General features: G+C 71.3%; 21 protein-coding genes and 1 pseudogene. 15 read left to right on the top strand and 7 right to left on the bottom strand.

The genetic code is table 11. The annotated features are described in order from the left end of the window. Window positions 1-157 precede the first annotated feature (157 nt). From ligD to hemC, 4 genes are all read left to right on the top strand, one after another. Window positions 158-1138: a non-homologous end-joining DNA ligase gene (ligD, locus tag QC385_RS22075; RefSeq protein ID WP_279543040.1), complete on the top strand. Its 981-nt coding sequence runs from the start codon at window positions 158-160 to the stop codon at window positions 1136-1138. A 140-nt stretch (window positions 1139-1278) separates the two neighbouring features. After that, a complete protein-coding gene (locus tag QC385_RS22070) occupies window positions 1279-2052 on the top strand; it encodes an NPP1 family protein (protein ID WP_279543039.1) in 774 nt (257 codons plus the stop codon). Window positions 2053-2151: 99 nt separating this feature from the next. After that, window positions 2152-3174: a questin oxidase family protein gene (locus QC385_RS22065; RefSeq protein WP_279543038.1), complete on the top strand. Its 1023-nt coding sequence runs from the start codon at window positions 2152-2154 to the stop codon at window positions 3172-3174. Window positions 3175-3242: 68 nt separating this feature from the next. After that, window positions 3243-4178, top strand: a complete 936-nt coding sequence (gene hemC, locus QC385_RS22060; protein WP_279543037.1) for a hydroxymethylbilane synthase — start codon at window positions 3243-3245, stop codon at window positions 4176-4178. Between the two features lie 24 nt (window positions 4179-4202). Here hemC and QC385_RS22055 read toward each other — a convergent pair whose 3' ends face one another. Beyond that, window positions 4203-4724, bottom strand: coding sequence for a hypothetical protein (locus tag QC385_RS22055; protein ID WP_279543036.1), 522 nt, complete (start codon window positions 4722-4724; stop codon window positions 4203-4205). 234 nt (window positions 4725-4958) lie between these two features. After that, window positions 4959-5087 (bottom strand): annotated as a pseudogene (locus tag QC385_RS22050) (ABC transporter permease); the annotation flags it as partial. Window positions 5088-5298: 211 nt separating this feature from the next. On the opposite strand from QC385_RS22050, the gene QC385_RS22045 reads away from it, so the two are divergent. Continuing rightward, window positions 5299-6090, top strand: coding sequence for an RNA polymerase sigma factor SigF (locus QC385_RS22045; RefSeq protein WP_279543035.1), 792 nt, complete (start codon window positions 5299-5301; stop codon window positions 6088-6090). Between the two features lie 33 nt (window positions 6091-6123). Here the strand turns inward: QC385_RS22045 and QC385_RS22040 are convergent, their stop codons facing one another. Continuing rightward, window positions 6124-6444, bottom strand: coding sequence for an ANTAR domain-containing protein (locus QC385_RS22040; RefSeq protein ID WP_279543034.1), 321 nt, complete (start codon window positions 6442-6444; stop codon window positions 6124-6126). 252 nt (window positions 6445-6696) lie between these two features. Here QC385_RS22040 and QC385_RS22035 point away from each other — a divergent pair, with 252 nt between their 5' ends. Further along, window positions 6697-7500 carry a VOC family protein gene (locus tag QC385_RS22035; RefSeq protein WP_279543033.1) on the top strand — a complete coding sequence of 268 codons (804 nt, stop codon included), beginning with the start codon at window positions 6697-6699 and terminating at the stop codon, window positions 7498-7500. Window positions 7501-8012: 512 nt separating this feature from the next. Here the strand turns inward: QC385_RS22035 and glgX are convergent. Beyond that, the gene (gene glgX, locus QC385_RS22030) at window positions 8013-10169 is read right to left on the bottom strand and encodes a glycogen debranching protein GlgX (protein WP_279543032.1); all 2157 of its coding nucleotides are present in this window, start codon (window positions 10167-10169) and stop codon (window positions 8013-8015) included. Next, window positions 10166-10678 carry a pep a2 gene (locus tag QC385_RS22025; RefSeq protein WP_279543031.1) on the bottom strand — a complete coding sequence of 171 codons (513 nt, stop codon included), beginning with the start codon at window positions 10676-10678 and terminating at the stop codon, window positions 10166-10168. Before QC385_RS22025 ends, glgX begins: the two co-directional genes overlap by 4 nt. Window positions 10679-11040: 362 nt before the next feature. On the opposite strand from QC385_RS22025, the gene QC385_RS22020 reads away from it, so the two are divergent. From QC385_RS22020 to QC385_RS21995, 6 genes are all read left to right on the top strand, one after another. Further along, on the top strand, window positions 11041-11364 hold the full coding sequence (locus QC385_RS22020) for a DUF5133 domain-containing protein (protein ID WP_279543030.1): 324 nt from the start codon (window positions 11041-11043) through the stop codon (window positions 11362-11364). 70 nt (window positions 11365-11434) lie between these two features. After that, complete coding sequence (locus tag QC385_RS22015) at window positions 11435-13432, top strand: alpha-1,4-glucan--maltose-1-phosphate maltosyltransferase (protein WP_279543029.1); 1998 nt, start codon at window positions 11435-11437, stop codon at window positions 13430-13432. Beyond that, the gene (gene treS, locus QC385_RS22010) at window positions 13429-15147 is read left to right on the top strand and encodes a maltose alpha-D-glucosyltransferase (protein WP_279543028.1); all 1719 of its coding nucleotides are present in this window, start codon (window positions 13429-13431) and stop codon (window positions 15145-15147) included. Before QC385_RS22015 ends, treS begins: the two co-directional genes overlap by 4 nt. 28 nt (window positions 15148-15175) lie before the next feature. Further along, window positions 15176-16546: a maltokinase N-terminal cap-like domain-containing protein gene (locus QC385_RS22005; RefSeq protein ID WP_279543027.1), complete on the top strand. Its 1371-nt coding sequence runs from the start codon at window positions 15176-15178 to the stop codon at window positions 16544-16546. 3 nt (window positions 16547-16549) lie between these two features. Next, window positions 16550-18757, top strand: a complete 2208-nt coding sequence (gene glgB / locus QC385_RS22000; RefSeq protein WP_279543026.1) for a 1,4-alpha-glucan branching protein GlgB — start codon at window positions 16550-16552, stop codon at window positions 18755-18757. A gap of 111 nt (window positions 18758-18868) precedes the next feature. Next, the gene (locus QC385_RS21995; protein ID WP_279543142.1) at window positions 18869-19957 is read left to right on the top strand and encodes a glutamate--cysteine ligase 2; all 1089 of its coding nucleotides are present in this window, start codon (window positions 18869-18871) and stop codon (window positions 19955-19957) included. Window positions 19958-20000: 43 nt separating this feature from the next. On the opposite strand, the gene QC385_RS21990 is transcribed toward QC385_RS21995, so the two are convergent. After that, on the bottom strand, window positions 20001-20234 hold the full coding sequence (locus tag QC385_RS21990; RefSeq protein ID WP_279543025.1) for a DUF6480 family protein: 234 nt from the start codon (window positions 20232-20234) through the stop codon (window positions 20001-20003). A gap of 151 nt (window positions 20235-20385) precedes the next feature. On the opposite strand from QC385_RS21990, the gene QC385_RS21985 reads away from it, so the two are divergent. Further along, window positions 20386-22284 carry an AMP-dependent synthetase/ligase gene (locus tag QC385_RS21985; protein ID WP_279543024.1) on the top strand — a complete coding sequence of 633 codons (1899 nt, stop codon included), beginning with the start codon at window positions 20386-20388 and terminating at the stop codon, window positions 22282-22284. Window positions 22285-22400: 116 nt separating this feature from the next. Next, window positions 22401-22835, top strand: coding sequence for an ATP-binding protein (locus tag QC385_RS21980; RefSeq protein WP_279543023.1), 435 nt, complete (start codon window positions 22401-22403; stop codon window positions 22833-22835). 51 nt (window positions 22836-22886) lie between these two features. Here the strand turns inward: QC385_RS21980 and QC385_RS21975 are convergent, their stop codons facing one another. Next, a complete protein-coding gene (locus QC385_RS21975; RefSeq protein WP_279543022.1) occupies window positions 22887-23258 on the bottom strand; it encodes a PRC-barrel domain containing protein in 372 nt (123 codons plus the stop codon). Window positions 23259-23595: 337 nt separating this feature from the next. Here QC385_RS21975 and QC385_RS21970 point away from each other — a divergent pair, with 337 nt between their 5' ends. Beyond that, window positions 23596-23997 carry an STAS domain-containing protein gene (locus tag QC385_RS21970; protein ID WP_279543021.1) on the top strand — a complete coding sequence of 134 codons (402 nt, stop codon included), beginning with the start codon at window positions 23596-23598 and terminating at the stop codon, window positions 23995-23997. The last annotated feature ends 187 nt before the right edge of the window (window positions 23998-24184 follow it).

Below are 24184 nucleotides of genomic sequence, written 5' to 3'. Positions count from 1 at the left end.
TCGTTGCCTAACTCAAGCAATATAGCGCCGGGAAGAGTCGGGCCGGGCATCCGCCCGCCGCTGCGTGCCGGTGAGGCCGGCGCCCGGATCGACGCCGTTCAGGGGAAAGACCCGCGCAACGCGCGTGACCGGGCCCCGGGACGTCCACAACTCACCCGTGGACCTGCCCCTGATCCCGCCCATGCTCGCGACGCCCGGCGCCCTCCCGCCCGCTTCCCAGGACGCGCGCTGGGCCTATGAGACCAAGCAGGACGGCCAGCGCGTGGTGGTCTATCTCCCCGGGGACGGCAGCGTGCTGCTGCGCGCCCGGTCCGGGGATGACATCACGGCCGCGTACCCCGAACTGCGGCCGCTGGGCGCCGCCTTGGGCCCCGTGCCGGCCGTACTGGACGGGGAGGTCCTGGCCCTGGACGAACAGGGCCGGGCGAGCTTCCAGTTGCTCCAGTCCCGCATGGGTCTGGCGCACGCGCCCGCGCGAGCGGCCCGGCGGGCGGCGGAGGTGCCGGTCCAGCTCGTGCTGTTCGACCTGATGCACCTGGAGGGCCAGTCGCTCATCCGGCTCCCCTACGCACGACGCCGCGCGGCGCTGGAGGACCTCGGCCTCGCCGGGCCCTCCTGGTCGACCCCGGCCGCGATCGTCGGCCACGGCGCCGAGGCCCTGGCCGCCACGCGCGAGCACGGACTTGAGGGCCTGGTCTGCAAGCGGCTGGACTCGGTGTACGAACCGGGGGTGCGCTCCCGGGCCTGGATCAAGATCCGCAACATGCGCACCGAGGATGTCCTGGTCGGCGGCTGGCAGCCCGGCAGGGGACGGCTCACCGGCCTGCCCGGCGCGGTGCTGGTCGGGCAGCGCGCCGCGGGGCGGCTGCGCTACGTCGGGAGCGTGGGCACGGGCTGGAGCGAGGCCGAGCGGACGGAACTCGCCGGGCTGCTGCGGGCCGCCGCGACCGACGCCTGCCCCTTCGACCCCGCCCCGCGCGCGCCGGGTGCGCACTGGGTCGTCCCCCGGCTGGTCGGCGAGGTCCGCTACAGCACCCGCACGCGGGAGGGCCTGCTGCGGCAGCCGTCGTGGCTGCGGCTCCGGCCGGATCTCGCGCCCGAGGAGGCGGCGGCCGACATCCCGGACGACATGGTCTGAAACGGCGCCCGGATTCCGGTTGTTGGGATGCGATTCACCTCCGGGATCACACCTTCCTCTTGGCATGGACGCGTTCAGCCAGGAAGCTGAACCTCCCTTTCCCCCCACAGCCGTTGGGCTGCGCCCAAGAGGAGGACGCAGTGTCGTCACGCCCGTTCGCCCCCCGCAGGAGATGGCTCACCGGACTGGCCGGTGCCGCCGCCCTCGTCCTCGCCTTTCCCGCCACGGCCTTCGCCGCCCCGCCGCGCGCGCTGCCCGCCAACGCCGAGTCGCTGGAGAAGACGTTCCAGCCCGCCTACGACTACGACACCGACGGCTGTTACTCCACGCCCGCCGTCGGCGCGGACGGCACCGTCAACGGCGGGCTCAACCCGACCGGAGCCCTCAACGGCGACTGCCGCGACGCCTCGGACCTGGACAACACCAACGGCTACGCGCGCTCCAAGTGCAACAACGGCTGGTGCGCCATCCTGTACGCCCTCTACTTCGAGAAGGACCAGGCGGTGGCCGGCAGCGGCATCGGCGGCCACCGGCACGACTTCGAGCACGTCGCGGTGTTCGTGCAGGACAACCAGGTCAAGTACGTGTCGACGTCCGCCCACGGATCGTTCGACGTGCACGCGGCGTCGCAGGTCCGCTTCGACGGCACGCACCCGAAGATCGTCTACCACAAGGACGGCGTGAGCACGCACTGCTTCCGTCTCGCGAACTCGAACGACGAGCCGCCGGAGAACCACAAGCGCACCTGGCAGTACCCGGCGTTGGTCGGCTGGAACGGCTACCCCGCCGGAGTGCGCGACAAGCTCACGGCCTACGACTTCGGCAGCGCCAACTTCGGCCTGAAGGACACCAACTTCGCGAACCACCTCGCGTCGGCCAAGCCCTCCGGCATCCCGTTCGATCCCTACGCCTGATCCGGGCTCACTCCTGCCGGGGACTTAGGTCCCCGGCAGGGTCCGGTCTCCGCCCCGCGGCCGATCCGTCGGCGCGGGGCGGCCGCATAGCGTCCCCTCATGGACGCGCACGACACGACAGGGACACTCGAGGAAGCCCTCGAACGGCTCCACGCCTCGGGGCCGGAGCGGCTCGGCCGGCTCACCAACCACGCCCCCATGGTCGTGGAGGCGCTCGCCGCGCACGGGCAGACGGGCGCCGTGCACCGCTGGCTGGATCTGTACCGGCCCAAGCTGGAGGACTTCCCCACGCCCGTGGCACCCGTGACCGACGCCAACTGGCGCGAGGCGCTGGGAGATCCACGCCGGGCCGCCGACTGGATCGGCTATTTCGGCCGGGCACTCGCCGAAGAGCCGTGGCGGGACGTCCTCGCGACCTGGTGGCCGCGGCTGCTGCCCGGGTTGTACGGCGGCTCCACGCACCCCGTCATCCGCGTCGGCCACGCCGTACGGGCTCTGGAAGCCGGCGAGAGCGCGCCGCGGCTCGCCGAACTCGCCCACGGGCTGGGCTACTGGGCCGCCCGGCACCGCCCCGTGTCCGGCATCACCGAACTGCCCGCCGCGCCGAGTGCGGCGCGGTCCCTGGACGCCGTGCCGCCGATCGCCGATCCCCGAGGGGGTTTTCCCGACCGGCTGGCGGCCGTACGGCGGTTGCCGCTGTGGGCGGGCGACGTGACCGACCCGGACACCGCACGGGCACGCCTGACCGAGCTGGTGCGGGCCGCGACCCATCGGTACGCCACCCATGGTCATGGGGAGGCGACCATGCTCGTGCACGCCGCGACGGCCCCCAACGCCGTTCTGCGCACCCTCGGTTCCCTGCCCCGCGAGCTGTGGACACCGAGCCTGCACGCGGCGTGGACCGCGGCCGCGGCGGTCACCGCCATGTACGCCCCCGCCGAGCCCGCAGCCCACGTCCCCGCACCCGGCCGCACCGCGCAGGAGGTGCTGGAACGAGCCCTCGCCCATGGCGACGAACACGTCATCAAGCTCACCGACACGGCCGTCGACGTCGGCGACGAGCGGGCCCTGGCCGCGGCCCTGCGCGCCGTCGAACTCAGCGAGCCCCTCGTCCCGAACTGACGTACGCCGACGGGCCGTCGGCAGAGGAACGGCACGGACGGACGCCCGGGAGGGACTATCGTGTCCACATGTCCGTCCCCGAACTGATCCGCATCGTCTCCCGCGACTCCCCCATGGCGCTCGCCCAGGTGGAGCGAGTCCGGGCCGAGCTGTCCGCCGCCCATCCCGGAGTGCGCACCGAGGTCGTCCCGGTGAAGACCACCGGCGACAAGTGGATGGGCGACCTGTCCAAGGTCGAGGGCAAGGGCGCGTTCACCAAGGAGGTCGACGCGGCGCTGCTGGGCGGTGAGGCCGATCTCGCCGTGCACTGCGTGAAGGACGTGCCCGCCGACCGGCCGCTGCCGGCGGGGACGGTGTTCGCCGCGTTCCTCAAGAGGGACGACGTCCGGGACGCCCTCATCCACCCGGGCGGCCTCACCCTGGACGAGCTGCCGGCCGGGACGCGGATCGGCACCTCCTCGGTGCGCCGGGTCGCCCAACTGGCCGCCACCCACCCGCATCTGGAGTGCGTGCCGTTCCGGGGCAACGCCAACCGGCGCCTGGCGAAGCTGGCCGCCGGAGAGGCCGACGCGCTGCTGCTCGCGGTCTCCGGCCTGGAGCGCATCGGCCGGCAGGACGTGATCAGCGAGATCCTCTCCACCGAGACGATGATGCCGCCCATCGGCGCGGGCGTGCTGGCGCTGCAATGCCGTGAGGACGACGCCGACCTGATCGACGCGGTGAGCGGTCTCGGCGACCCGGACACCCACCGGGAGACCACCGCCGAGCGCATGTTCCTGCACGTGCTCCAGGGGCACTGCAACAGCCCGATCGCCGGGTTCGCTCAGGTGGACCGCAGCGGTGAACTGTCCCTTCGGGCCTGTGTGTTCACCCCGGACGGCAAGACCCGGCTGAACGCCCACGAGTGGGCGGGCCGGCTCGACCCGGCCACGCTCGGCACGTCGGTGGCCGTGGCGCTGCTGCGCCAGGGTGCCCGCGAGATCATCGACGGCATCCCGCACTGACCGGCCGGGCGCCCTGACGCGGGATCAGGCGGTGCCTTCCCCCGCCTGATCCTGGAGGAAGACGCTCACCTGGTGGGCGAGGCTGTCGCGCACCGCACCCTGCTGGGCCCCTCCGGGTCCCTCGTGCGCACCGATGCCGCCCGACCACAGGCGGCGGTCGGCCCACTCCTCCTCGACACGCAGCTGGACCTGGACGTCCACGAGGCTCAGGGACGCCTCGGCGCCGGCCGCGTACAGCACGGCGGTGGCCCGGCGCAGCGGGTAGACGTCGAAGCCCTCGATGAACTGCGAGTTGCGCCAGTCGAGGAAGGCACTCTCGCCCTCCGGACCGATCCGCACGTCGATCTGGCCGTCCTCGAGGTGGATGCCGAGGTGCCGGCTGCCGCGGTTCTCGACGGTCACGCGGAGACTGAAGTAGGTCAGCCCCTCCGCGGCGTCGTCGCGGCCGCGGGGCGGCTCGGCCAGTTCCAGACGGTGGACGCGGACGCGCAGACCGGCATGCTCGTCGTACTCCTGCCAGTCCCCGACCACGTTCGGCTCGTACACGCTGCACCTCTCGACCTCTGGAAGCTGCTTCCTATCTGTGGTCTCAGCGCACTGTCAAATGAGCAGAATGCGCTGTGGCCAGGCAGTTCATCCCTTTTGATCGGTGATCAAGCCGTGCCCAGCGGTTATCCGGGAACAGTTCGCGAAAGCGCTTGCCCCGGCGTGCCGTACATCACTTCCACGAGTGAAGATCAACGGGTCGGACGGCCCAGTAGTGGGCAACGGTGACGTGAGCATCGCCGACGGGGCGATGCTGCCGGGCGCCAGGCGGTCGACGCAGGGGATGCCGCCGGTGGAAATGGCGCGGATGCCGAAGTAGGCCTGACCGAAGATCAGCAGCCAGAGGGCCGGCTGGACCGCCCGGGCGCAACCGCCCCAGGGGCGCCAGGGGTCACAAATGAGCGTATTGTCGGAAATGTTTCGTAGTCTCCCCGCCCGGGAATGGGCGATGAAGTGCTTCGGACAGGAGGCACGTCCGTGGGAGCCGCCCCGGCCCGCGGTGCCCTCCGTAGGTCCGAGTCCGCGCTTCCCACGGTGTCTGTCCTTTCGGCACCTGCTCAGGGAGGTGCGCACCATGCGTATCGCCGGCAGCACCAGAACGCACCCCCACGACGACGCCCCCGACACCGCCGAGGCGTTCGAACGTCTCGCGCGGCTGCCCGAGGGGCCCGAGCGCAAGACCCTGCGCGACGAACTGGTCGAGGCCTGGCTGCCCATGGCCGAGCGGATCGCCGTCCGCTTCCGTGGCCGTGGCGAGGCCTTGGAGGACCTCTACCAGGTGGCGGCCCTCGGCCTCGTCAAGGCCGTCGACCACTACGACCCGGCGCGCGGCAACGCCTTCGAGGCCTACGCCGTGCCGACGGTCACCGGCGAGATCAAACGCCACTTCCGCGACCACATGTGGACGCTGCACGTCCCCCGCCGGGTCCAGGACCTGCGCAACCGGGTGCGGCACGCCGCCAAGGAGCTGTCGCAGACCACCCCCGGCCGCTCCCCCACGGTCGCCGAGATCGCCGAGTACGCCCACCTCACCGAGGGCGAGGTGCGCACCGGCATGGAGGCCCTGGAGTGCTTCTCCGCCCTGTCGCTGGAGGCGGAGATGCCCGGCACGGACGGCTACGCCCTCGGGGACGCGATCGGCGGGCCGGACCCGGCCTTCGACACCGTCGTCAACCGCGTGGCCGTCAAGCCCTGTCTGGAGGCGCTGCCGGAACGCGAGCGGATCATCCTCTACCTGCGGTTCTTCAAGGGCATGACGCAGAGCCGCATCGCGGAGCAGCTCGGGATCTCGCAGATGCACGTCTCGCGGCTGCTCAGCAGCTGCTTCGCCCATCTGCGTGAGGAGCTGCTGACCGAGGCCAGGTGAGGCCACAACCCCAGGCCGGCGCCGCCGGGCAGGTCACTGCTCCGGCGGCGCTTCGGGGATCTGGGTCGGTCCGGCACGGTCGAGGGCGTCCTCCAGCTCGGCCCGTATCTCCCGGGGCATCACACCGGTGCGTCCCCAGATGAGGATCAGTTCCGCGACGTTGCGCAGCTTGATGTTGGTGTGCTGGGAGACCTCCTTCAGCACGGCCCAGCCCTGGTCCGGCGAGATCCGGCCGAGCACGACGACCATCCCGATCGCCTGGTCCACGACCGCGTGGGAGACGACCGCCTCCTTCAGCTGCCGGACTTCTTCCTGCAACTCGAAGATCCGCTCCGAGCCCCCGTCCGTGGGCATGGTCACCTCCGGGTCCGGTGCGCCGCTGTCCCCATGGCCTCGTGGGGTGCTTGAGTGCCTTGACGCAGTGTCCGACGCCTCCATCGTCGTCACTCGGCCCGCCCGGTGCCACCGGGGCGGTCCAGGCCGGTCCACCACACCGTTTCGGCGCCGTCGCCGGGGTACTCGGCAGGCGCCCACAGCGGTTCCGGTTGGACACTGGTGTCATTCCTCCGGTGGCTGCCAGGCCGACGAGATCAGGACGCGACTGCCATGAACCACGACACCCCCACCCCCTCCGGCACAAAGGACGTCGTCTCATCACACTCCGTATTCGGCGCACCCTGTTGGGTGAGTCTGACCAGCCGGGACGTCAAGGCGACCGAAGAGTTCTACGGCGCCGTGCTGGGCTGGCAATGGCGGCCGGCCAAGCTCGGCGACCGGTTCCGGATCGCGCTGGCGGACGGCTCGCCCGTGGCCGGGATCGCGGGGGTGGCCACCATGTGGCAGATGGCGGTGGCGTGGACGCCGTACTTCGCCGTGCGGAGCGCCGACGACGCGGTGGCGCGGGTGCAGGAGCGCATGGGCACGGTCGCGGTCGGGCCGATCTCGCTGCCGCCGGGGCGGGCGGCGCTGCTGGCCGACCGGGACGGGGCGACCTTCGGGATCTGGGAGGGCGACCTGTTCACCGACTGGGAGACCTGGCGCAACGCGCAGCCGGCCTTCATCACGCTGCACACGCGTGACGCCTTCGACGCCGCCATCTTCTACGGCGAGGTCCTCGACTGGGCGTCGGAGAGTCCCGGTTGCTGCGAGGTCCACTACGAGGGCGGGGAGGTCGTCCTGCGCAGCCGTGGCGACGTGGTGGCGCGGATCGAGTCGGGGGCACTGGACGCGGCACCCGATCCGACGATCCGGCCTCACTGGCAGGTCCACTTCACCGTCGACGACGTCGAGGCCTGCACTCGGGCCGCGGAACTGCACGGCGGCAGCGTGCTGTCCAAGGGCAGCGACGAGGCGGTGCTGCGCGACCACGACGGCGCGCAGTTCACGGTGACGGCCCGCCGGGAGCGGTGACCCGCGCGCGGAACGGCGCCTCGCCCACCGGGGGCGGTGGGTGGGCCACCGGGGGCGGTGACCCACCCACCGCGGACGCTGACGGCCCACCCGGAACAGTGATAAGCCCACCGCGCACGCCGGGGCCGATGGCGGCCCACCGGGAGCGGTGACGGCCCGCCGGGAGCGAGCGGTGACCCGCCCACCGGGGCGGTAACGGGCCACCGGGACCAATGACCCGCCCACCGCGAACGCCGACTCGCCCGCCGGGGCCGATGACGGCCCGCCGGGAGCGGTGACGGCCTGCCGGGAGCGGCGACACACCCACCGGAGACGGTGACGGGCCACCGGGAACAGTGACTCGCCCACGCGAACCCTGACGGCCCACCCGGAACACGGCCCGCCGGGAGCGGTGACCCGCCCGCCGGCGTCCGTACCGGGTCACCCACCGCGGACGCTGACGGGCCACCCGGAACAGTGACAGGCCCACCGCGCACGCCGGGGCCGATGGCGGCCCCGGTCGGCTGCGCCTGTCACTCCGTCTCGTCGCGGGCCCGTCGGGACGGCCGGGACAGCAGGACCATGCTGCGGGGCCCGACCGTCAGGGCCGTGCCCGCCTTGTGTTCCGTTTCGTCGGGGGTGCCCTCCGGCTCGGCGGTGTCGATCAGGGCCGTCCAGCGTTCGCCGTAGGTGGCGTCCGGGAGGCGGAAGGCGACCGGCTCCCAGTGGCTGTTGAACAGCAGGAGGAACGAGTCGTCGACCACGGGGCGGCCGCGCGCGTCGGGCTCGGCGATGGCGTCGCCGTTGAGAAAGACGCCGACGCAGTGCGCGTCGCCGCGCTGCCAGTCGTCGTCGGTCATCTCCTGAGCGTCCGGTGCCAGCCACACCAGGTCGGGCAGCGGCTGGTCCGCGCGGGTCAGGGTCTCGCCGAGGAAGAAGCGGCGCCGGCGCAGCACGGGGTGCCCGGTGCGCAGCCGGATGACGTACCGGGTGAACTCCAGCAGGTCGCGCTGTTCCTCGGTGAGCCGCCAGTCGATCCAGGAGATCTCGTTGTCCTGGCAGTAGGCGTTGTTGTTGCCGCGCTGGCTGCGCCCGAGTTCGTCGCCGTGGCAGAGCATCGGGATGCCCTGGGACAGCAGCAGCGTCGCGAGGAAGTTGCGCTGCTGGCGGGCGCGCAGCTCCAGCACGGCCGGGTCGCGGGTGGCGCCCTCGGCGCCGCAGTTCCAGGACCGGTTGGTGCTCTCGCCGTCCTGGTTGTCCTCGCCGTTGTCCTCGTTGTGCTTGTCGTTGTAGGAGACGAGGTCGCGCAGGGTGAACCCGTCGTGCGCGGTGACGAAGTTGACGCTGGCGCGGGGCCGGCGACGGCTGTGCTGGTACAGGTCGGAGGAGCCGGTCAGCCGGGAGGCGAACTCGCCGAGCGTGTGGTCCTCACCGCGCCAGAAGTCGCGCACCGCGTCGCGGTACATGCCGTTCCACTCCGACCACAGCGGCGGGAAGTTGCCCACCTGGTAGCCGCCCTCGCCGACGTCCCACGGCTCGGCGATCAGCTTGACGCGGCTGATCACCGGGTCCTGCTGGATCAGGTCGAAGAACGCCGACAGCCGGTCCACCTCGTGGAACTGCCGGGCGAGGGTGGCCGCGAGGTCGAAGCGGAAGCCGTCGACGTGCATCTCGGTGACCCAGTACCGCAGCGAGTCCATGATCAGCTGGAGCACGTAGGGATGGCGCATCAGCAGGCTGTTGCCGGTGCCGGTGGTGTCGTAGTAGTGCTCCCAGTCGCCGTCGACCAGGCGGTAGTACGAGGAGTTGTCGATGCCGCGGAAGGACAGGGTGGGGCCCTTCTCGTTGCCCTCGGCGGTGTGGTTGTAGACCACGTCGAGGATCACCTCGAGCCCGGCCGCGTGCAGGGTCCTCACCATCGACTTGAACTCGGCGACCTGCTGGCCGCGGGTGCCGTGGGCGGCGTAGCCGTTGTGCGGCGCGAAGAAGCCGATCGTGTTGTAGCCCCAGTAGTTGGCCAGGCCGCGGTCGTGCAGCACACCGTCGTGGACGAACTGGTGCACCGGCATCAGCTCCACCGCGGTGACGCCCAGTGAGGTGAGGTGCTCGACGGCCGCGGGGTGGGCGAGCCCGGCGTAGGTGCCGCGCAGCTCGGCGGGCACGTCGGGGTGGGTGCGGGTCAGGCCCTTGACGTGTGCCTCGTAGATCACCGTGTCGGCGTAGGGCCGGCAGGGCCGGGTGTCGTCGCCCCAGTCGAAGGCCGGGTCGGTCACCACACCGAGCATGGTGTGCCCGGCGCTGTCGGCCGGGTCGGGGCCGTCCGGGTTGCGTTCGTAGAGCGAGGGGTGGTTGTCGATCTGCCCGTCGACCGCGCGTGCGTAGGGGTCGAGGAGCAGCTTCGCCGGGTTGCAGCGGTGGCCGGCGGCCGGGGCCCACGGCCCGTGCACGCGGTAGCCGTAGCGCTGGCCGGGGCCGACGCCGGGGAGGTAGCCGTGCCAGACGAAGCCGTCGACCTCGGTCAGCGGCACCTGGGTGTGGGTGCCGTCGTCGTCGACGAGGACCAGCTCGACACGTTCGGCCACCTCGCTGAAGAGGGCGAAGTTCGTGCCCTCGCCGTCGTACTCCGCGCCCAGCGGGTAGGGGCGTCCGCTCCACGCGGACACCCCTTTCCGAGTCTGCCGCCGGGTCACCGGGCGTCCTCCAGGACCTCGTCCGGGAGGACGGCCGGACCGGCCAGCTGCGCGACGCGCACCTCGCGCGGCACCTCGAGGCCTTCGCTCTCCTGCGGGGCGGGCGCGGTCGGCACCAGCGGGACGCGTTCGCCGGCGCGGGCGCGCTGCGAGAACCAGATGACCTTGCTGCCGGTCTCGGTGGCGCAGCATCCCCAGCCGTCGCTCATCGCGGCGAGGTGTTCGAGGCAGCCACGCAGTTCCTGGTCCGGGCGCAGGGCGCGGTCGTTGTCCCCGATGGCGGTGATCAGGTGCTGGCCGTTCCACCACATCTCGATCGACGTGTTCTTGTTCGTGGCGTGTTCGTCGATGGCCTTGAGCAGCATCTCGGCACCGCCGCAGACGGGCTGGACCAGGTTGTCCAGGTCCCAGAACTTCAGGTGAGCGGCCAGAATGCGGCTGACCTGTCCCACCCGTTCCGGGCTGACTTCCACATCGAGGTGGTAGTAGCAGGGCACTGCGGTCTTCATCGGTCGGCTCCTCACCGCGAAGCTCAGCTCCTCCTCGCTCCCGCGGTCCTGCGGGACGAGCCCCGAACACGGAACGTGAGCGCGTATCGCTTCTGAGTCACCCTCAGCCTGAGGGTGCTAGCCCGTTCGTGCAACACGAGCGCACAGTTGAGGCGCTTGGACACCCAAGTGAGCACTTCCGGTTGGCCTCAACGGCTCAGTCGAGCCGCTACTGGTTGAGGATCCAACAAGACGCTGTGTCGTCACACGTGCACCATGTGTGAAGAACTCGATCGCCGTTACGGGTCCGTGCCGCTGTGGGCACGGCCGCCGTCCGACCGTCGGGAGACCGTGTCCCTCGAGCCCGAAAGGTGATCGGCGCCATGCTGCTACCCGCCAAAGCCGAAGTCGCCCGGCAGTTGCGGCGCTACCGGGCCTGGGAACGCGTGATGCTCGCGGCACCGAACGACCGCACGGTGCGGGCCACGTTCGAGGACTCCGGCTACACGCTCTGCGTGCTGATGGGCAAGCGCTGCGCGCGGGAGGCGGCGGACGCGGCCGAGCGGTACCTGCGCACGAACCAGGTCACCTATTTGCAGGAACAGCAGGTCACCTGTCTCCAGGAACAGACCGAACGGCCCCGCCCGGCCGCCGCGGTCCGGCGAAGACCGCCGGCGGCGGAGCGGCGCTCCCCCGCGGGACGGTAGCCGCACCGCACAGCTTGTCCCCTGAACCGGGCCCGTGGCCCGGCTTCCGAGCACGGTGGAGGTGAGGACCATGAGTAGGACCCGGGCCATCGGCCGTATCCCGGTACGGGACGTCCACCCGGCCGTGGAGTGCGGCAACCGGCCGGCCAAGGCGGTCGTGGGAGAGACGTTCGAGGTCACCGCCACCGTGTTCCGGGAGGGGCACGACGCGGTCGCCGCCAATGTCGTCCTGAAGGATCCCGAGGGCCGCCCCGGGCCGTGGACGCCCATGCGTGAACTGGCGCCGGGCAGCGACCGCTGGGGCGCCGAGGTCACCGCGGACGCCGTCGGCCGCTGGACGTACCGGGTGGAGGCCTGGAGCGATCCGGTGGCCACCTGGCGCCACACGGCGGGCATAAAGGTGCCGGCCGGCATCGACCCCGGTCTGGTCCTCGAAGAGGGCGCCGATCTCTACGAGCGAGCGGCGGCCGGCGTCCCCAGGGAAGCCGGCCGCGGTGTGCTGCTCGACGCCGCGAAGGCGCTGCGCGACGACTCGCTGTCCCCGGCGGCGCGGCTGGCGGCGGCGCTGACGCCTGAGGTGGACGAGGTGCTGGCCCGGCATCCGCTGCGGGACCTGGTCACCACCTCCGAGCCGCTGCCCCTGCTCGTGGAGCGGGAGCGGGCCCTGTACGGCTCCTGGTACGAGTTCTTCCCCCGCTCGGAGGGCACCCGGCAGCAGCCGCACGGCACCTTCCGCACCGCCGCCCGCCGGCTGCCGGCGATCGCGGCGATGGGCTTCGACGTGGTCTACCTGCCCCCGATCCACCCCATCGGCACCACCTTCCGCAAAGGCAAGAACAACACCCTCTCCCCCGGCCCTGACGACGTCGGCGTGCCCTGGGCGATCGGCTCGCCCGAGGGCGGCCACGACGCCGTCCACCCCGATCTGGGCACCCTGGAGGACTTCACCTGGTTCGTCGGGCAGGCCCGCGAGCTGGGCATGGAGATCGCGCTGGACTTCGCGTTGCAGTGCTCCCCCGACCACCCCTGGGTACAAAAACACCCCGAGTGGTTCCACCACCGCCCCGACGGCTCGATCGCCTACGCGGAGAACCCGCCGAAGAAGTACCAGGACATCTATCCCATCGCCTTCGACGCCGACATGGACGGCCTGATCGCCGAGACGTGCCGGGTGCTGCGGCACTGGATGGACTGCGGGGTGCGGATCTTCCGGGTGGACAACCCGCACACCAAGCCGGTCGTCTTCTGGGAGCAGGTCATCGCGGACATCAACCGCACCGACCCCGACGTGATCTTCCTGGCGGAGGCGTTCACCCGCCCCGCGATGATGCACACCCTGGCGCAGATCGGCTTCCAGCAGTCCTACACGTACTTCACCTGGCGCAACACCAAGGAGGAGCTGACCGAGTACCTCACGGAGCTGTCGGGCCAGGCCGCCTCCTACATGCGGCCGAACTTCTTCGCCAACACCCCCGACATCCTGCACGCCTACCTCCAGCACGGCGGCCGCCCCGCCTTCGAGGTCCGGGCCGTCCTCGCCGCGACCCTCTCGCCCACCTGGGGCATCTACTCCGGCTACGAACTGTGCGAGAACACCCCGCTCAAGGAGGGCGGCGAGGAGTACCTCGACTCGGAGAAGTACCAGCTCAGGCACCGCGACTGGGAAGCCGCCGAACGCGAGGGACGCACCATCACCCCGCTGCTCACCAGGCTCAACACCATCCGCCGGGAACACCCCGCGCTGCACCGGCTCAGGAACCTCCGCTTCCACCACACCGACAACGACGCGCTCATCGCGTACAGCAAGCGCACCGGGTCCGACGTCGTCCTGGTGGTCGCCAACCTCGACCCCCACCACACCCAGGAGGCCACGGTCTCGCTGAACATGCCGCAACTCGGCCTGGACTGGCACGAGTCGGTGCCGGTGCGCGACGAGCTCACCGGCGAGACCTACCGCTGGAGCAGGAACAACTACGTGCGTCTCGAGCCGGGGCGGGCTCCCGCGCACGTCTTCCACGTCCAGTCGCCGCCCGCCGCGCAAGGGAACGGAGGGGCAGGAACGTCATGACCGTGAACGAGCCCGTGCTGGACACTTTCGAGGACACCCCCGTCAGGGACCGGGACCCGGGGTGGTTCAAGCGCGCCGTCTTCTACGAGGTACTCGTCCGCTCGTTCCAGGACAGCGACGGCGACGGCGTCGGTGATCTGAAGGGCCTGACCTCGAAGCTCGACTACCTCCAGTGGCTCGGCGTCGACTGCCTGTGGCTGCCCCCGTTCTTCAAATCGCCCTTGCGTGACGGGGGCTACGACGTCTCCGACTACACCGCCGTGCTGCCGGAGTTCGGTGACCTGGCCGACTTCGTGGAGTTCGTCGACGCCGCCCACCAGCGCGGCATGCGCGTGATCATCGACTTCGTCATGAACCACACCAGCGACCAGCACCCGTGGTTCCAGGAGTCCCGCAAGGACCCCGACGGCCCCTACGGCGACTACTACATGTGGGCCGACGACGACAAGGGCTATCCGGACGCGCGGATCATCTTCGTCGACACCGAGACGTCGAACTGGACGTTCGACCCGGTGCGCGGCCAGTACTTCTTCCACCGCTTCTTCTCGCACCAGCCGGACCTCAACTACGAGAACCCGCGCGTCCAGGAGGAGATCCTGGCCGCGCTGAAGTTCTGGCTGGACCTCGGTATCGACGGCTTCCGGCTGGACGCCGTGCCGTACCTGTACGCGGCCGAGGACACCAACTGCGAGAACCTCCCCGCCACCCACGCGTTCCTCAAGCGCGTCCGCCGCGAGATCGACACGCAGTACCCCGACACCGTGCTGCTCGCCGAGGCCAACCAGTGGCCCGAGGACGTCGTCGACTACTTCGGCGACTACGCGGCCGGCGGCGACGAGTGCCACATGGCCTTCCACTTCCCGGTCATGCCGCGCATCTTCATGGCCGTGCGGCGCGAGTCCCGCTACCCGGTCTCGGAAATCCTGGCCAAGACCCCGGCCATCCCCTCGGGCTGCCAGTGGGGCATGTTCCTGCGCAACCACGACGAGCTCACGCTCGAGATGGTCACCGACGAAGAGCGTGACTACATGTGGGCCGAGTACGCCAAGGATCCCCGCATGCGCGCCAACATCGGCATCCGCAGGCGCCTCGCTCCCCTGCTGGACAACGACCGGCACACCATCGAACTGTTCACCGCGCTGCTGCTGGCCCTGCCCGGCTCGCCGATCCTGTACTACGGCGACGAGATCGGCATGGGCGACAACATCTGGCTCGGCGACCGCGACGCGGTGCGCACGCCGATGCAGTGGACCCCGGACCGCAACGCCGGATTCTCCACCTGCGACCCCGGCCGCCTCTACCTGCCGGCGATCATGGACCCGGTCTACGGCCACCAGGTCACCAACGTCGAGGCGTCGATGTCGTCGCCGTCGTCGCTGCTGCACTGGACCCGCCGCATGATCGAGATCCGCAAGCAGAACCCGGCCTTCGGCCTCGGCTCGTACACCGAGCTGTCCTCGTCCAACCCCGCGGTGCTGGCCTTCCTGCGGGAGTACGAGGACGACCTGGTGCTGTGCGTGAACAACTTCGCGCGGTTCGCCCAGCCCACCGAACTCGATCTGCGCGAGTTCGCCGGGCGCCATCCGGTCGAGCTGTTCGGCGGGGTCCGTTTCCCGGCGATCGGCGAACTGCCGTACCTGCTGACCCTCGGGGGCCACGGCTTCTACTGGTTCCGGCTCACCCGAGTCGCATCCCGCATCGGCAGGCGACTGTGAGCACGCGCCGACGAAAGGAGGCGTGACCATGCCGAAGACCGCATCCCTCCGCCCGAGCCTCACGCGCCTGGCCGAGCCCATGGAGTCGCTCGGCGGGCTGCTGCGCGACTGGCTGCCGCGGCAGCGCTGGTTCGCGGGCAAGGACCGGCCCGTGACGGAGCTCGGCCTGCTGTCGATGACCGAGCTGTTCCCGGGCTGTCTGCACCTGCTGGTCCACGCCGGTCACGCCGGCCACACGGGCGTGCCGTCCCCGGGCGGCGCTCCCCCGGCCGGCGACTGCTACCAGCTCCTGCTCGGCGTACGGGACCATCCCGCGCCACGCCTTGGGCGGGCGCTCATCGGGCGGGTGCAGGACGGGCCGCTGGCCGGTCTGACGGTCTACGACGCCCTGCACGACCCCCGTTCGGCCCAGCTGCTCCTGGACCGGCTGCGGCACCCCGGCACCGCCGGCCCCCTGCGGTTCGACTGCGACCCGGACCAGCCGGTGCCCGGCGGTCTGGTGCCGCGGCTGCTCGACGCCGAGCAGTCCAACTCCTCGCTGGTGTACGGCGACGAGTACATCCTGAAGGTCTTCCGGCGCATCCAGCCGGGCGTCAACCCGGACCTGGAGGTGCCGGGGGCGCTGGCCAGGCAGGGCTGTCACCGCGTGCCCGCGCCCGTGGCCTGGTTCCAGACGAAGCATCCGTTCAAGGCCACGCTCGGCGTGCTCCAGCCGTATCTGCGGGACGCCTCCGACGGCTGGACGCTGGCGCTGCACGCCCTGGCGGCCGGGGACGACTTCACGGTCCAGGCGCGGGCGCTGGGCGCGGCCACGGCGGAGGTGCACCTCGCGCTCGCCTCGGCCTTCCCGGTCGGCGAGCCCGGGGAGAACGGGCACACGGCGACCGCGATGTCCGAGCGGCTGGCCGCCGCCGCGCACTGCGTGCCCGCGCTCCAGCCGTACGTGCCGGGCCTGCGAGCCGCGTTCGCCGCCCTCGCCACCTGCGACGCCGGGCCGCCGGCCCAGCGCATCCACGGCGACCTGCACCTGGGTCAGGTGCTGCGGGCCGGACGCGAGTGGTTCGTCATCGACTTCGAGGGCGAGCCGTCCCGGCCGCTCTCCGAACGGCGCAGCGCCCACTCCCCCGTGCGGGACATCGCCGGGATGCTGCGCTCCTTCGACTACGCCGCCCGGCAGCGCCGCCCCTGGCGCCCGGAGTGGGCGCGACGCTGCCGCGAGGCCTACTGCGCGGGCTATGCCGCCCGCGCCGGCTGGGACCCGCGGAAGAAGCACGGACTGCTCCGGGCCTATGAGACGGACCGGGCCGTGTACGAGGTGCTGTACGAGGCACGGCACCGCCCCGACTGGCTGCCTGTACCGATGGCGGCGATCGAGCGCCTCGCTGTGAGAGGAGACTGAGCCGTGGCCCTGCGCGACACCTCAATCCCGGAGCCTTCCGGCCCGGTCCCGGGCGCGACCGCGCCCGCCCTGAACCCTCAGGACCGCGGGCGCCTGCTGGCGGGCGCCCACCACGATCCGCACGCGCTGCTGGGCGCCCACCCGGTCCCCGGCGGGATCGCGTTCCGGGCGCTGCGCCCCTTCGCCCGCTCGGTGAGCGTGGTGACCGGCGGCAAGCGCACCCCGCTCGTCTCGGAGGGCGACGGCCTGTTCTCCGGCGTGCTGCCGCTGACGGAGATCCCCGCGTACACGCTGCACGTGGTGTACGAGGGCGGTGAGCAGGAGGTGCACGACCCGTACCGCTTCCTGCCCGCGCTCGGCGAGCTCGACCTGCACCTCATCCGCGAGGGCCGGCACGAGCAGCTGTGGCAGGCGCTCGGCGCGCAGCCCATGACCCACGAGGGCGTGACCGGCACCCGGTTCACGGTGTGGGCGCCCAACGCGCAGGGTGTGCGGGTCGCCGCTGACTTCACCTACTGGGACGGGACGCAGTTCCCGATGCGCTCGCTCGGCGCGTCCGGCGTCTGGGAGCTGTTCCTTCCGGGGGTGGGCGAGGGCACGGCGTACAAGTTCGAGATCACCTCCCGGTACGGCCAGCGCTTCCTGAAGGCGGACCCGATGGCCCGCCGCACCGAGGAGCCGCCCAACACGGCGTCGGTCGTGACGGCCTCGCACTACGAGTGGGGCGACGCCCAGTGGATGGCGCACCGGGCGGACACGCCGGTGCACGAGGCGCCGTTCTCGGTGTACGAGGTGCACCTGCCGTCCTGGCGTCCGGGGCTGGACTACCGGCAGCTCGCCGAGGAACTCCCGGCGTACGTCAAGGACCTCGGCTTCACGCACGTGGAGCTGATGCCGGTCGCGGAGCACCCCTTCCACGGCTCCTGGGGCTATCAGGTCACCGGTTTCTACGCGCCGACCGCGCGGCTCGGGAGCCCGGACGACTTCCGGTACTTCGTCGACGCCTGCCACCGGGCGGGCATCGGCGTGATCATGGACTGGGTGCCGGCGCACTTCCCGAAGGACGACTGGGCGCTGGCCCGGTTCGACGGGGACCCGCTGTACGAGCCCGGGGACGGGCGGCGCGCCGAGCACCCGGACTGGGGCACCTACGAGTTCGACTTCGCCCGCACCGAGGTGCGCAACTTCCTCGTGGCGAACGCGGTGTACTGGTGCGAGGAGTTCCACATCGACGGGCTGCGCGTCGACGCGGTCGCCTCGATGCTCTACCTGGACTACTCGCGCGAGGACGGCCAGTGGGAGCCCAACGCCTACGGCGGCCGGGAGGACCTGGCGGCCATGGCGTTCCTCCAGGAGATGAACGCGACGGTGTACCGGCGTGCCCCGGGCGTGATGACGATCGCGGAGGAGTCTACCGCCTGGGGCGGGGTGACCAAGCCCACCTACACCGGCGGGCTCGGGTTCGGGCTGAAGTGGAACATGGGCTGGATGCACGACTCGCTGGAGTACCTCGCCCACGAGCCGGTGCACCGCAAGTACCACCACCACGAGATGACCTTCTCGATGGTGTACGCCTACAGCGAGAACTACGTCCTGCCGATCTCCCACGACGAGGTCGTGCACGGCAAGCAGGCGCTGGTGTCGAAGGCGCCGGGCGACTGGTGGCAGCGGCGCGCGAACGTCCGCGCCTACCTCGGCTTCATGTGGAGCCACCCCGGCAAGCAGTTGCTGTTCATGGGGCAGGAGTTCGCGCAGGGCGCCGAGTGGTCGGTGGAGCAGGGGCCGGAGTGGTGGCTGCTCGACGACGGCTACCACTCGGCGGGCGACCACCGGGGTGTGCGTGATCTGGTGCGTGACCTGAACAGGGCGTACCTGGCGACGCCGGCGCTGTGGCAGTGCGACACCCGCCCGGAGGGCTTCCGGTGGGTGGCGGTGGACTCGGCCGACGACAACGTCTTCGCGTTCCTGAGGTACGACGCCGAGGGCAGGCCACTGCTGGCGGTGTCGAACTTCTCCCCGGTCGTCCGGCACGACTACGGCCTCTGGGTCCCGGGCGACGCCGTCGCCTGGCAGGAGACCCTCAACACCGACGACCCGCGCTACGGCGGCAGCGGCGTCACCAACCCGGATCCGGTCAAACCGGAGGACGGCTGTGTCCGGATCACCCTGCCGCCGCTGGCCACCGTGTGGCTGACGCCGTTCGCTGCGTGAAGTCCCGCGCCCGCACCAGGTGTCCGACCCGCCTGTGAGGGGCACTGGGTGTCTACCACCGGGAACACCCGGTGGCGGACGCCGCAGGGGCACAGAAGGGCGGGCATCAGGGTGCGCACCGTCGGAGTGGAGGAGGAACTCCTCCTGGTCGACCCGGAGACCGGGGAACCGCAGGCGAGGTCCGCGGCGGTGCTCGCCCGGGCCGAGCAGGACGACGCGGATCAGGACGTCTTCGAGAAGGAACTCCACGACCAGATGCTGGAGTTCGCCACCCATCCGCAGTCGTCCATGGAGAGCCTGCGCGCGGAGATCGTCCGCTGCCGCAAGGAGGCGGCCCGGCACGCCGGGGAGATCGGCTGCACGGTCGCGGCGCTCGCCACGTCCCCGCTGCCGGTCAGCCCCGCGGTCGGCGTGAACCGCCGCTACCAGTGGATGGCCGAGCAGTACGGCATAGCCACTCGGGAGCAGCTCGTCCTGGGCTGCCACGTGCACGTGTCCGTCGAGTCCGACGAGGAGGGCGTCGCGGTCATCGACCGGGTGCGGCCCTGGCTCCAGGTCCTGACGGCGCTCAGTGCGAACTCGCCGTTCTGGCAGGGCAAGGACACGGGGTACAGCAGCTACCGCAGCCGGGTGTGGCTGCGCTGGCCGTCGGCCGGCCCGACGGAGATCTTCGGCTCGGCCGAGCGGTACCACCGGCTGATCGCGGACATGGTGGCCACCGGCGCTCTCCTCGACGACGGGATGATCTACTTCGACGCGCGGCTGTCCCAGCGGTATCCGACGGTTGAGGTCAGGGTGTCGGACGTCTGTCTGCACTCCGGCACGGCCGCGCTGGTCGCCACGCTCGTCCGCGGGCTGGTCGAGACCGCCGCACGCGAGTGGCGGGCCGGCCGGGAGCCGCTCGAGCACAGTGTCAGCCTGCTGCGGCTGGCCGACTGGATGGCCGCCCGGTCCGGTCTCTCGGGCGAGCTGCTGCACCCGGCGACCATGCGGCGCCTGCCCGCCGAGGCGGTCGTGCGGGCCCTGCTGGACCACGTCGAGGAGGCCCTCGCGGACTCCGGTGACCTGGAGCGGGCCCGGGCCTCCTGCGAGGATCTGCTGCGGGACGGCAACGGCGCACAGGTGCAGCGCGCGCTGATGGAGCGCACGGGGAGCCTGCGGGACGTCGTCACCGAGTGCGTCCGCCACACCCAGGCGTGAGCGTCCCGCCTGCTTCCTCAGGCGGGCTCGGAGGATCCGGACCTCAGAGGATCAGAACGAGGGCGTAGGCCAGGAAGAACGCCGCGATCAGCACCACGAGGACGATGATCACGGCCATCGGTGCCTTGGCCCAGCCCTTGGGCGGGTTGTGCGTCTCTCTGGGCCCCGCCTCGGGCATGCTGCTCTCCGCGGGCGGGGTCTCGCCCGGCGGTACGCCGCCGCCCGGTTCCAGGCCGGAGGTGCGTTCGGGTTCGGGATCGGGACTGATGTGATTCATGCCGTCCGGGTCCCCCGATCACGCCGAGATCATCAGCGGGACGACTTCCGTATTTCCCGACCCCTGACGGCCGCGGCTCGACTACATTCGAGCCCCGCCGATGACGCTACCCGTCGGCAATGTGACACCCCGTACACGTCAGGAGCAGTGCATGCGCGACCTCGCCCTCGCTCCACCGGCCGTCTCGCCGTTGACCGGCGGACTGGCCGACAGCGTCTTCGAGACGGCGGACCGCGAACCCACCCGGCCGGTGCTCGCGCGCCGCGCCGACCCGGCCTCCGCCTCCTGGGAGGAGGTGACGGCGATCGAGCTGCGCGACGAGGTGGTGGGCGTCGCCAAGGGGCTGATCGCCTCCGGGTTAGCACCCGGGCAGCGCGTGGCGATCATGGCGCGCACCCGGTACGAGTGGACGGTCCTGTGCTACGCGCTGTGGGCCGTGGGTGCCGAGGTCGTCCCGGTGTACCCGACGTCGTCGCGCGACCAGGTCGAGTGGATCCTGCGGGACGCCGGCTGTGTGGCGGTGGTGGTGGAGGACGAGCAGGGCGTCATGACCGTCGGCTCGGTGTGCGCCTCGCTGCCGCTGCTGCGTCACGTCTGGCAGCTGGACGCGGGCGCCTTGGAGGAACTGGCCGCGCGCGGGGAGTTCGTCCCGCACGCCACGGTCGATTCGATGCGCCGCATCGTGCTGCCGGACTCCACGGCCGTCATCGCCTACACCTCCGGCACGTCCGGCCACGCCATGGGCTGCGCCCTCAGCCACCGCAACCTCGCCGCCCCCTGCGACACGCTGCTGACGGGCTGGGGACACACGGCGGCACCGCGCGGGGAACAGGGCTCCGTGCTGGTGTTCCTGCCCTTCTCCCACGTGTACGGGCTGATGATCCAGGGACTGTGCCTGCGCGGCGGCCTGCTGATGGGACACCAGGCCGAGCTGGGCGGGGAGGCACTGTCGTCGGCGCTGCGCTCCTTCAGACCCACGTACTTCTACGCGGTCCCGTCGGTCTTCGAGAAGATCTACAAGAACTTCCTGCGCACGGCCCAGCAGGGAGGCCATGGCGGTCTGTTCGAGCGGGCCGCCGAGACGGCGCGGGACTTCGCCCGTGCCCTGGAACGCCAGCGGCTGGGCCGGGGGCGCGGGCCCGGCTTCGACCTGCGGTTCCAGCACGCCCTGTACGAGCGCACGGTGTACCGCAGGCTGCGGGCCGCGCTGGGCGGCCGGGTGCGGCGGGCGACGTCCGGCGGCTCTCCCCTCAGCCGCGACCTGTCGCTCTTCTACGAGGGCATCGGCATCTACGTGAACGACGGTTACGGCCTGACGGAGACCGGCGGCGGGGTGACGATGCAGCCGCTGGGCCGGGAGAAGTCCGGGACCGTCGGGCAGGCTCTGCCGGGCACGGAGATCCGGGTGGCCGAGGACGGGGAGATCCTGGTGCGCGGCCCGTCGGTGTTCCAGGGATACGTCGGTGACGAGGCCGCCAGCCGGGCCGCGCTGCGCGGCGGCTGGCTGGCCACCGGGGACCTCGGGCAGCTGGACTCCGAGGGCTACCTGACGATCACCGGCCGCAAGAAGGACATCATCGTCACCAGCAGCGGCAAGAGCGTCGCCCCGGCCGCCCTGGAGCAGCGGCTGCGGATGCACCCGCTCATTCACCAGGCGGTCGTCGTGGGCGACAACCGGCCGTGTGTCGGTGCCCTGATCACGCTGGATCCGGACTTCCTGGCGCACTGGCGGGCGGCGCTGGCGCTTCAGGGCGAGATGCGGGAGGCGCGGGAGGAGAACGCGCTGCGGGAGGAGGTGGCGCGTGCCGTGGCCGCGGCCAACAGCGCCGTGTCGCGGTCGGAGTCGATCCGGGTGTTCCGGGTCCTGCCGGAACCGTTCGACGTGACCAACGGGCTGCTGACGCCCTCGATGAAGCTGCGCCGGGACGAGATCGTGCGGCACTACTCGTCCGAGATCGACGCGATGTACGAGTCGCGCAGGCGTCCCGGCCGTCCCAGCCCCCGGGAAGAGCCATCGAACTGGGACGACGCGGACAACGTGTTCCGCTGAGCACGGAACCGGACGAGTAGGCCTCGGCCCCTCGGGAACACGCAACAGTGGCGACGCAAGAGAAAGGACGACAGCCCTGACGACAGCCCTTGCTGACGCCGGGCCGGAAAGGCGATATGTCAACCGAGCCGCGTGGGGATGACGCACTGACCTCCGAGGAGATCCCGAGCCGCACGAACAGCTTCGTGGGCGAGCCGCACGACGTGACGGGAGCGCGGCTGGCCGCGGAGGAGTTCCTGCGTGATCTGTCACGCTCCTCTCCCCCCTCTGCCCCCGAGTACTGGGACGACATTCTGTTGGTGGTGACGGAACTGGCCGCCAACGCGGTCCAGTACGCCCCGGGTCCGTTCGCGCTGCGGATGCGCCGGACCTTCGACGGCGTGCATGTGATCCTGCACGACACCAGCTCCACGGAGCCGGCTCCGCGCCCGTTCGATCCGCGCAGCGGGGGCGGCGGCATCGGCTGGCACCTGATCCACACCTTGTGCGACCAGGTGAGCGTGGTGAGCGACGAGCGCGGCAAGGACGTACACGTGTTCCTGCCCTGGTGAGCCCTGAGCCGGTCCCGAGCGCGGCCCGCCCGTGACCGGCTCAGGGCTCGGTCATGCCGAAGTCGTCGTGCGCGGTGGCAGCCGGTCGTAGTAGTCGCCCACGGCCGTGAGGTACCCCCGGTCCCGGGTCTCGCTGTCGGTCTGGAAGCGGGGTGCCGCCTTGGCGTCTCCCCTGGTGCAGCCCAGTGTGATCTTCCGGCCCTGCGTGTCGATGCCGGTGACGACTCCGGCCGGCACCAGGACGCTGCGGCCGAACACCCAGACGCCGGTGTCGACGACCAGGTGCCGCATGCCGTGCGGGGCGTCCTCGCGGTCCACGTGCCCGATCGTGCCGTCGGTCGCGGCGACGGTGAAACCGGCCAGGTCCTGCCCCTCGATGTGACCGCTGTCCGGCGCGTACGACCAGATTCTGTCGATGGCCACGCTGCTCCATCCTCCCTGACGGTGTGCGGATCGTAGAGCCCGGCGGGCGGTTCCCGCCCGTCCCTCTCCACAGGCCAATTACCCTCCTGCCGCAAGCGCATTCGGCGCACACACGTCCACCGTACGTCGTCGGCGGGCTTCGGCAGGGTTCCGCACCCGGGGGCATGGACGGCGGTTTCCGGGGTAATCGCGGGGGCGCGGTGGAATTCGGAGCCCGGTAGCGGAGGGAGGAACGTGAGAAACAGCAGCAGAGCCCGCGTCACGACCGGCATCGCCCCGCACCGCGGTCATCCACAGAGGTGACCTGCCCAGGCCGTAGCACTTGATGGAGGTACCCGTGCCCCTCGCCCAGAACCCGCTGTCCGTGGAAGTCGAACTGCCCCGGGAGGACGTGGCCCTGATCACGGTCGACGGCTACCTGGACGTCGACACCGCGACCGAGTTCCAGGCCCACCTGGCCAACCAACTCCACCACGGCCGACGGCACTTCCTGCTCGACCTCTCGTCCGTCCCCTTCATGGACTCGTCCGGGATGAACATCATCCTGCGCGTGTACCAGGAGACCCGCAGGACCGCCGGCAGCGTGCACGTCATCAGCCCGACGCCGGCCGTGCGGCGCGTCCTCGACCTGACCGGCGTCAGCATCACGGTGCCGATATCGGAGAGCGTCGACGAGGCTCTGGCCCGCGCCGACGAGGTGCCGGACACCCCGGAGGAGTCGGGGGCACAGAGCGCCTGACGGGTCGGCGCGCCGCCGGCGGAACCGGCGTTCCGGTGCGCTCGCTCCGCCCCGCCCGGACGGTGTTCGTTCCTTGCGCGCGCCGGTGACGGCGGTGGCCAACCCCCGTTGTCCCGAACCGCATCGGTTGCGCCGGATCCGGTGTCGTACGAGGTCGGCGCATGGTTAGAGTTGTCGCCCGGCAAGT

The sequence above is a fragment of the Streptomyces sp. DH10 genome, from assembly GCF_029813805.1.
GTDB lineage: Bacteria > Actinomycetota > Actinomycetes > Streptomycetales > Streptomycetaceae > Streptomyces > Streptomyces coeruleofuscus.
Note: the sequence above shows the minus strand (reverse complement) of the source record. Positions and strands in the feature narration are given on the sequence as shown.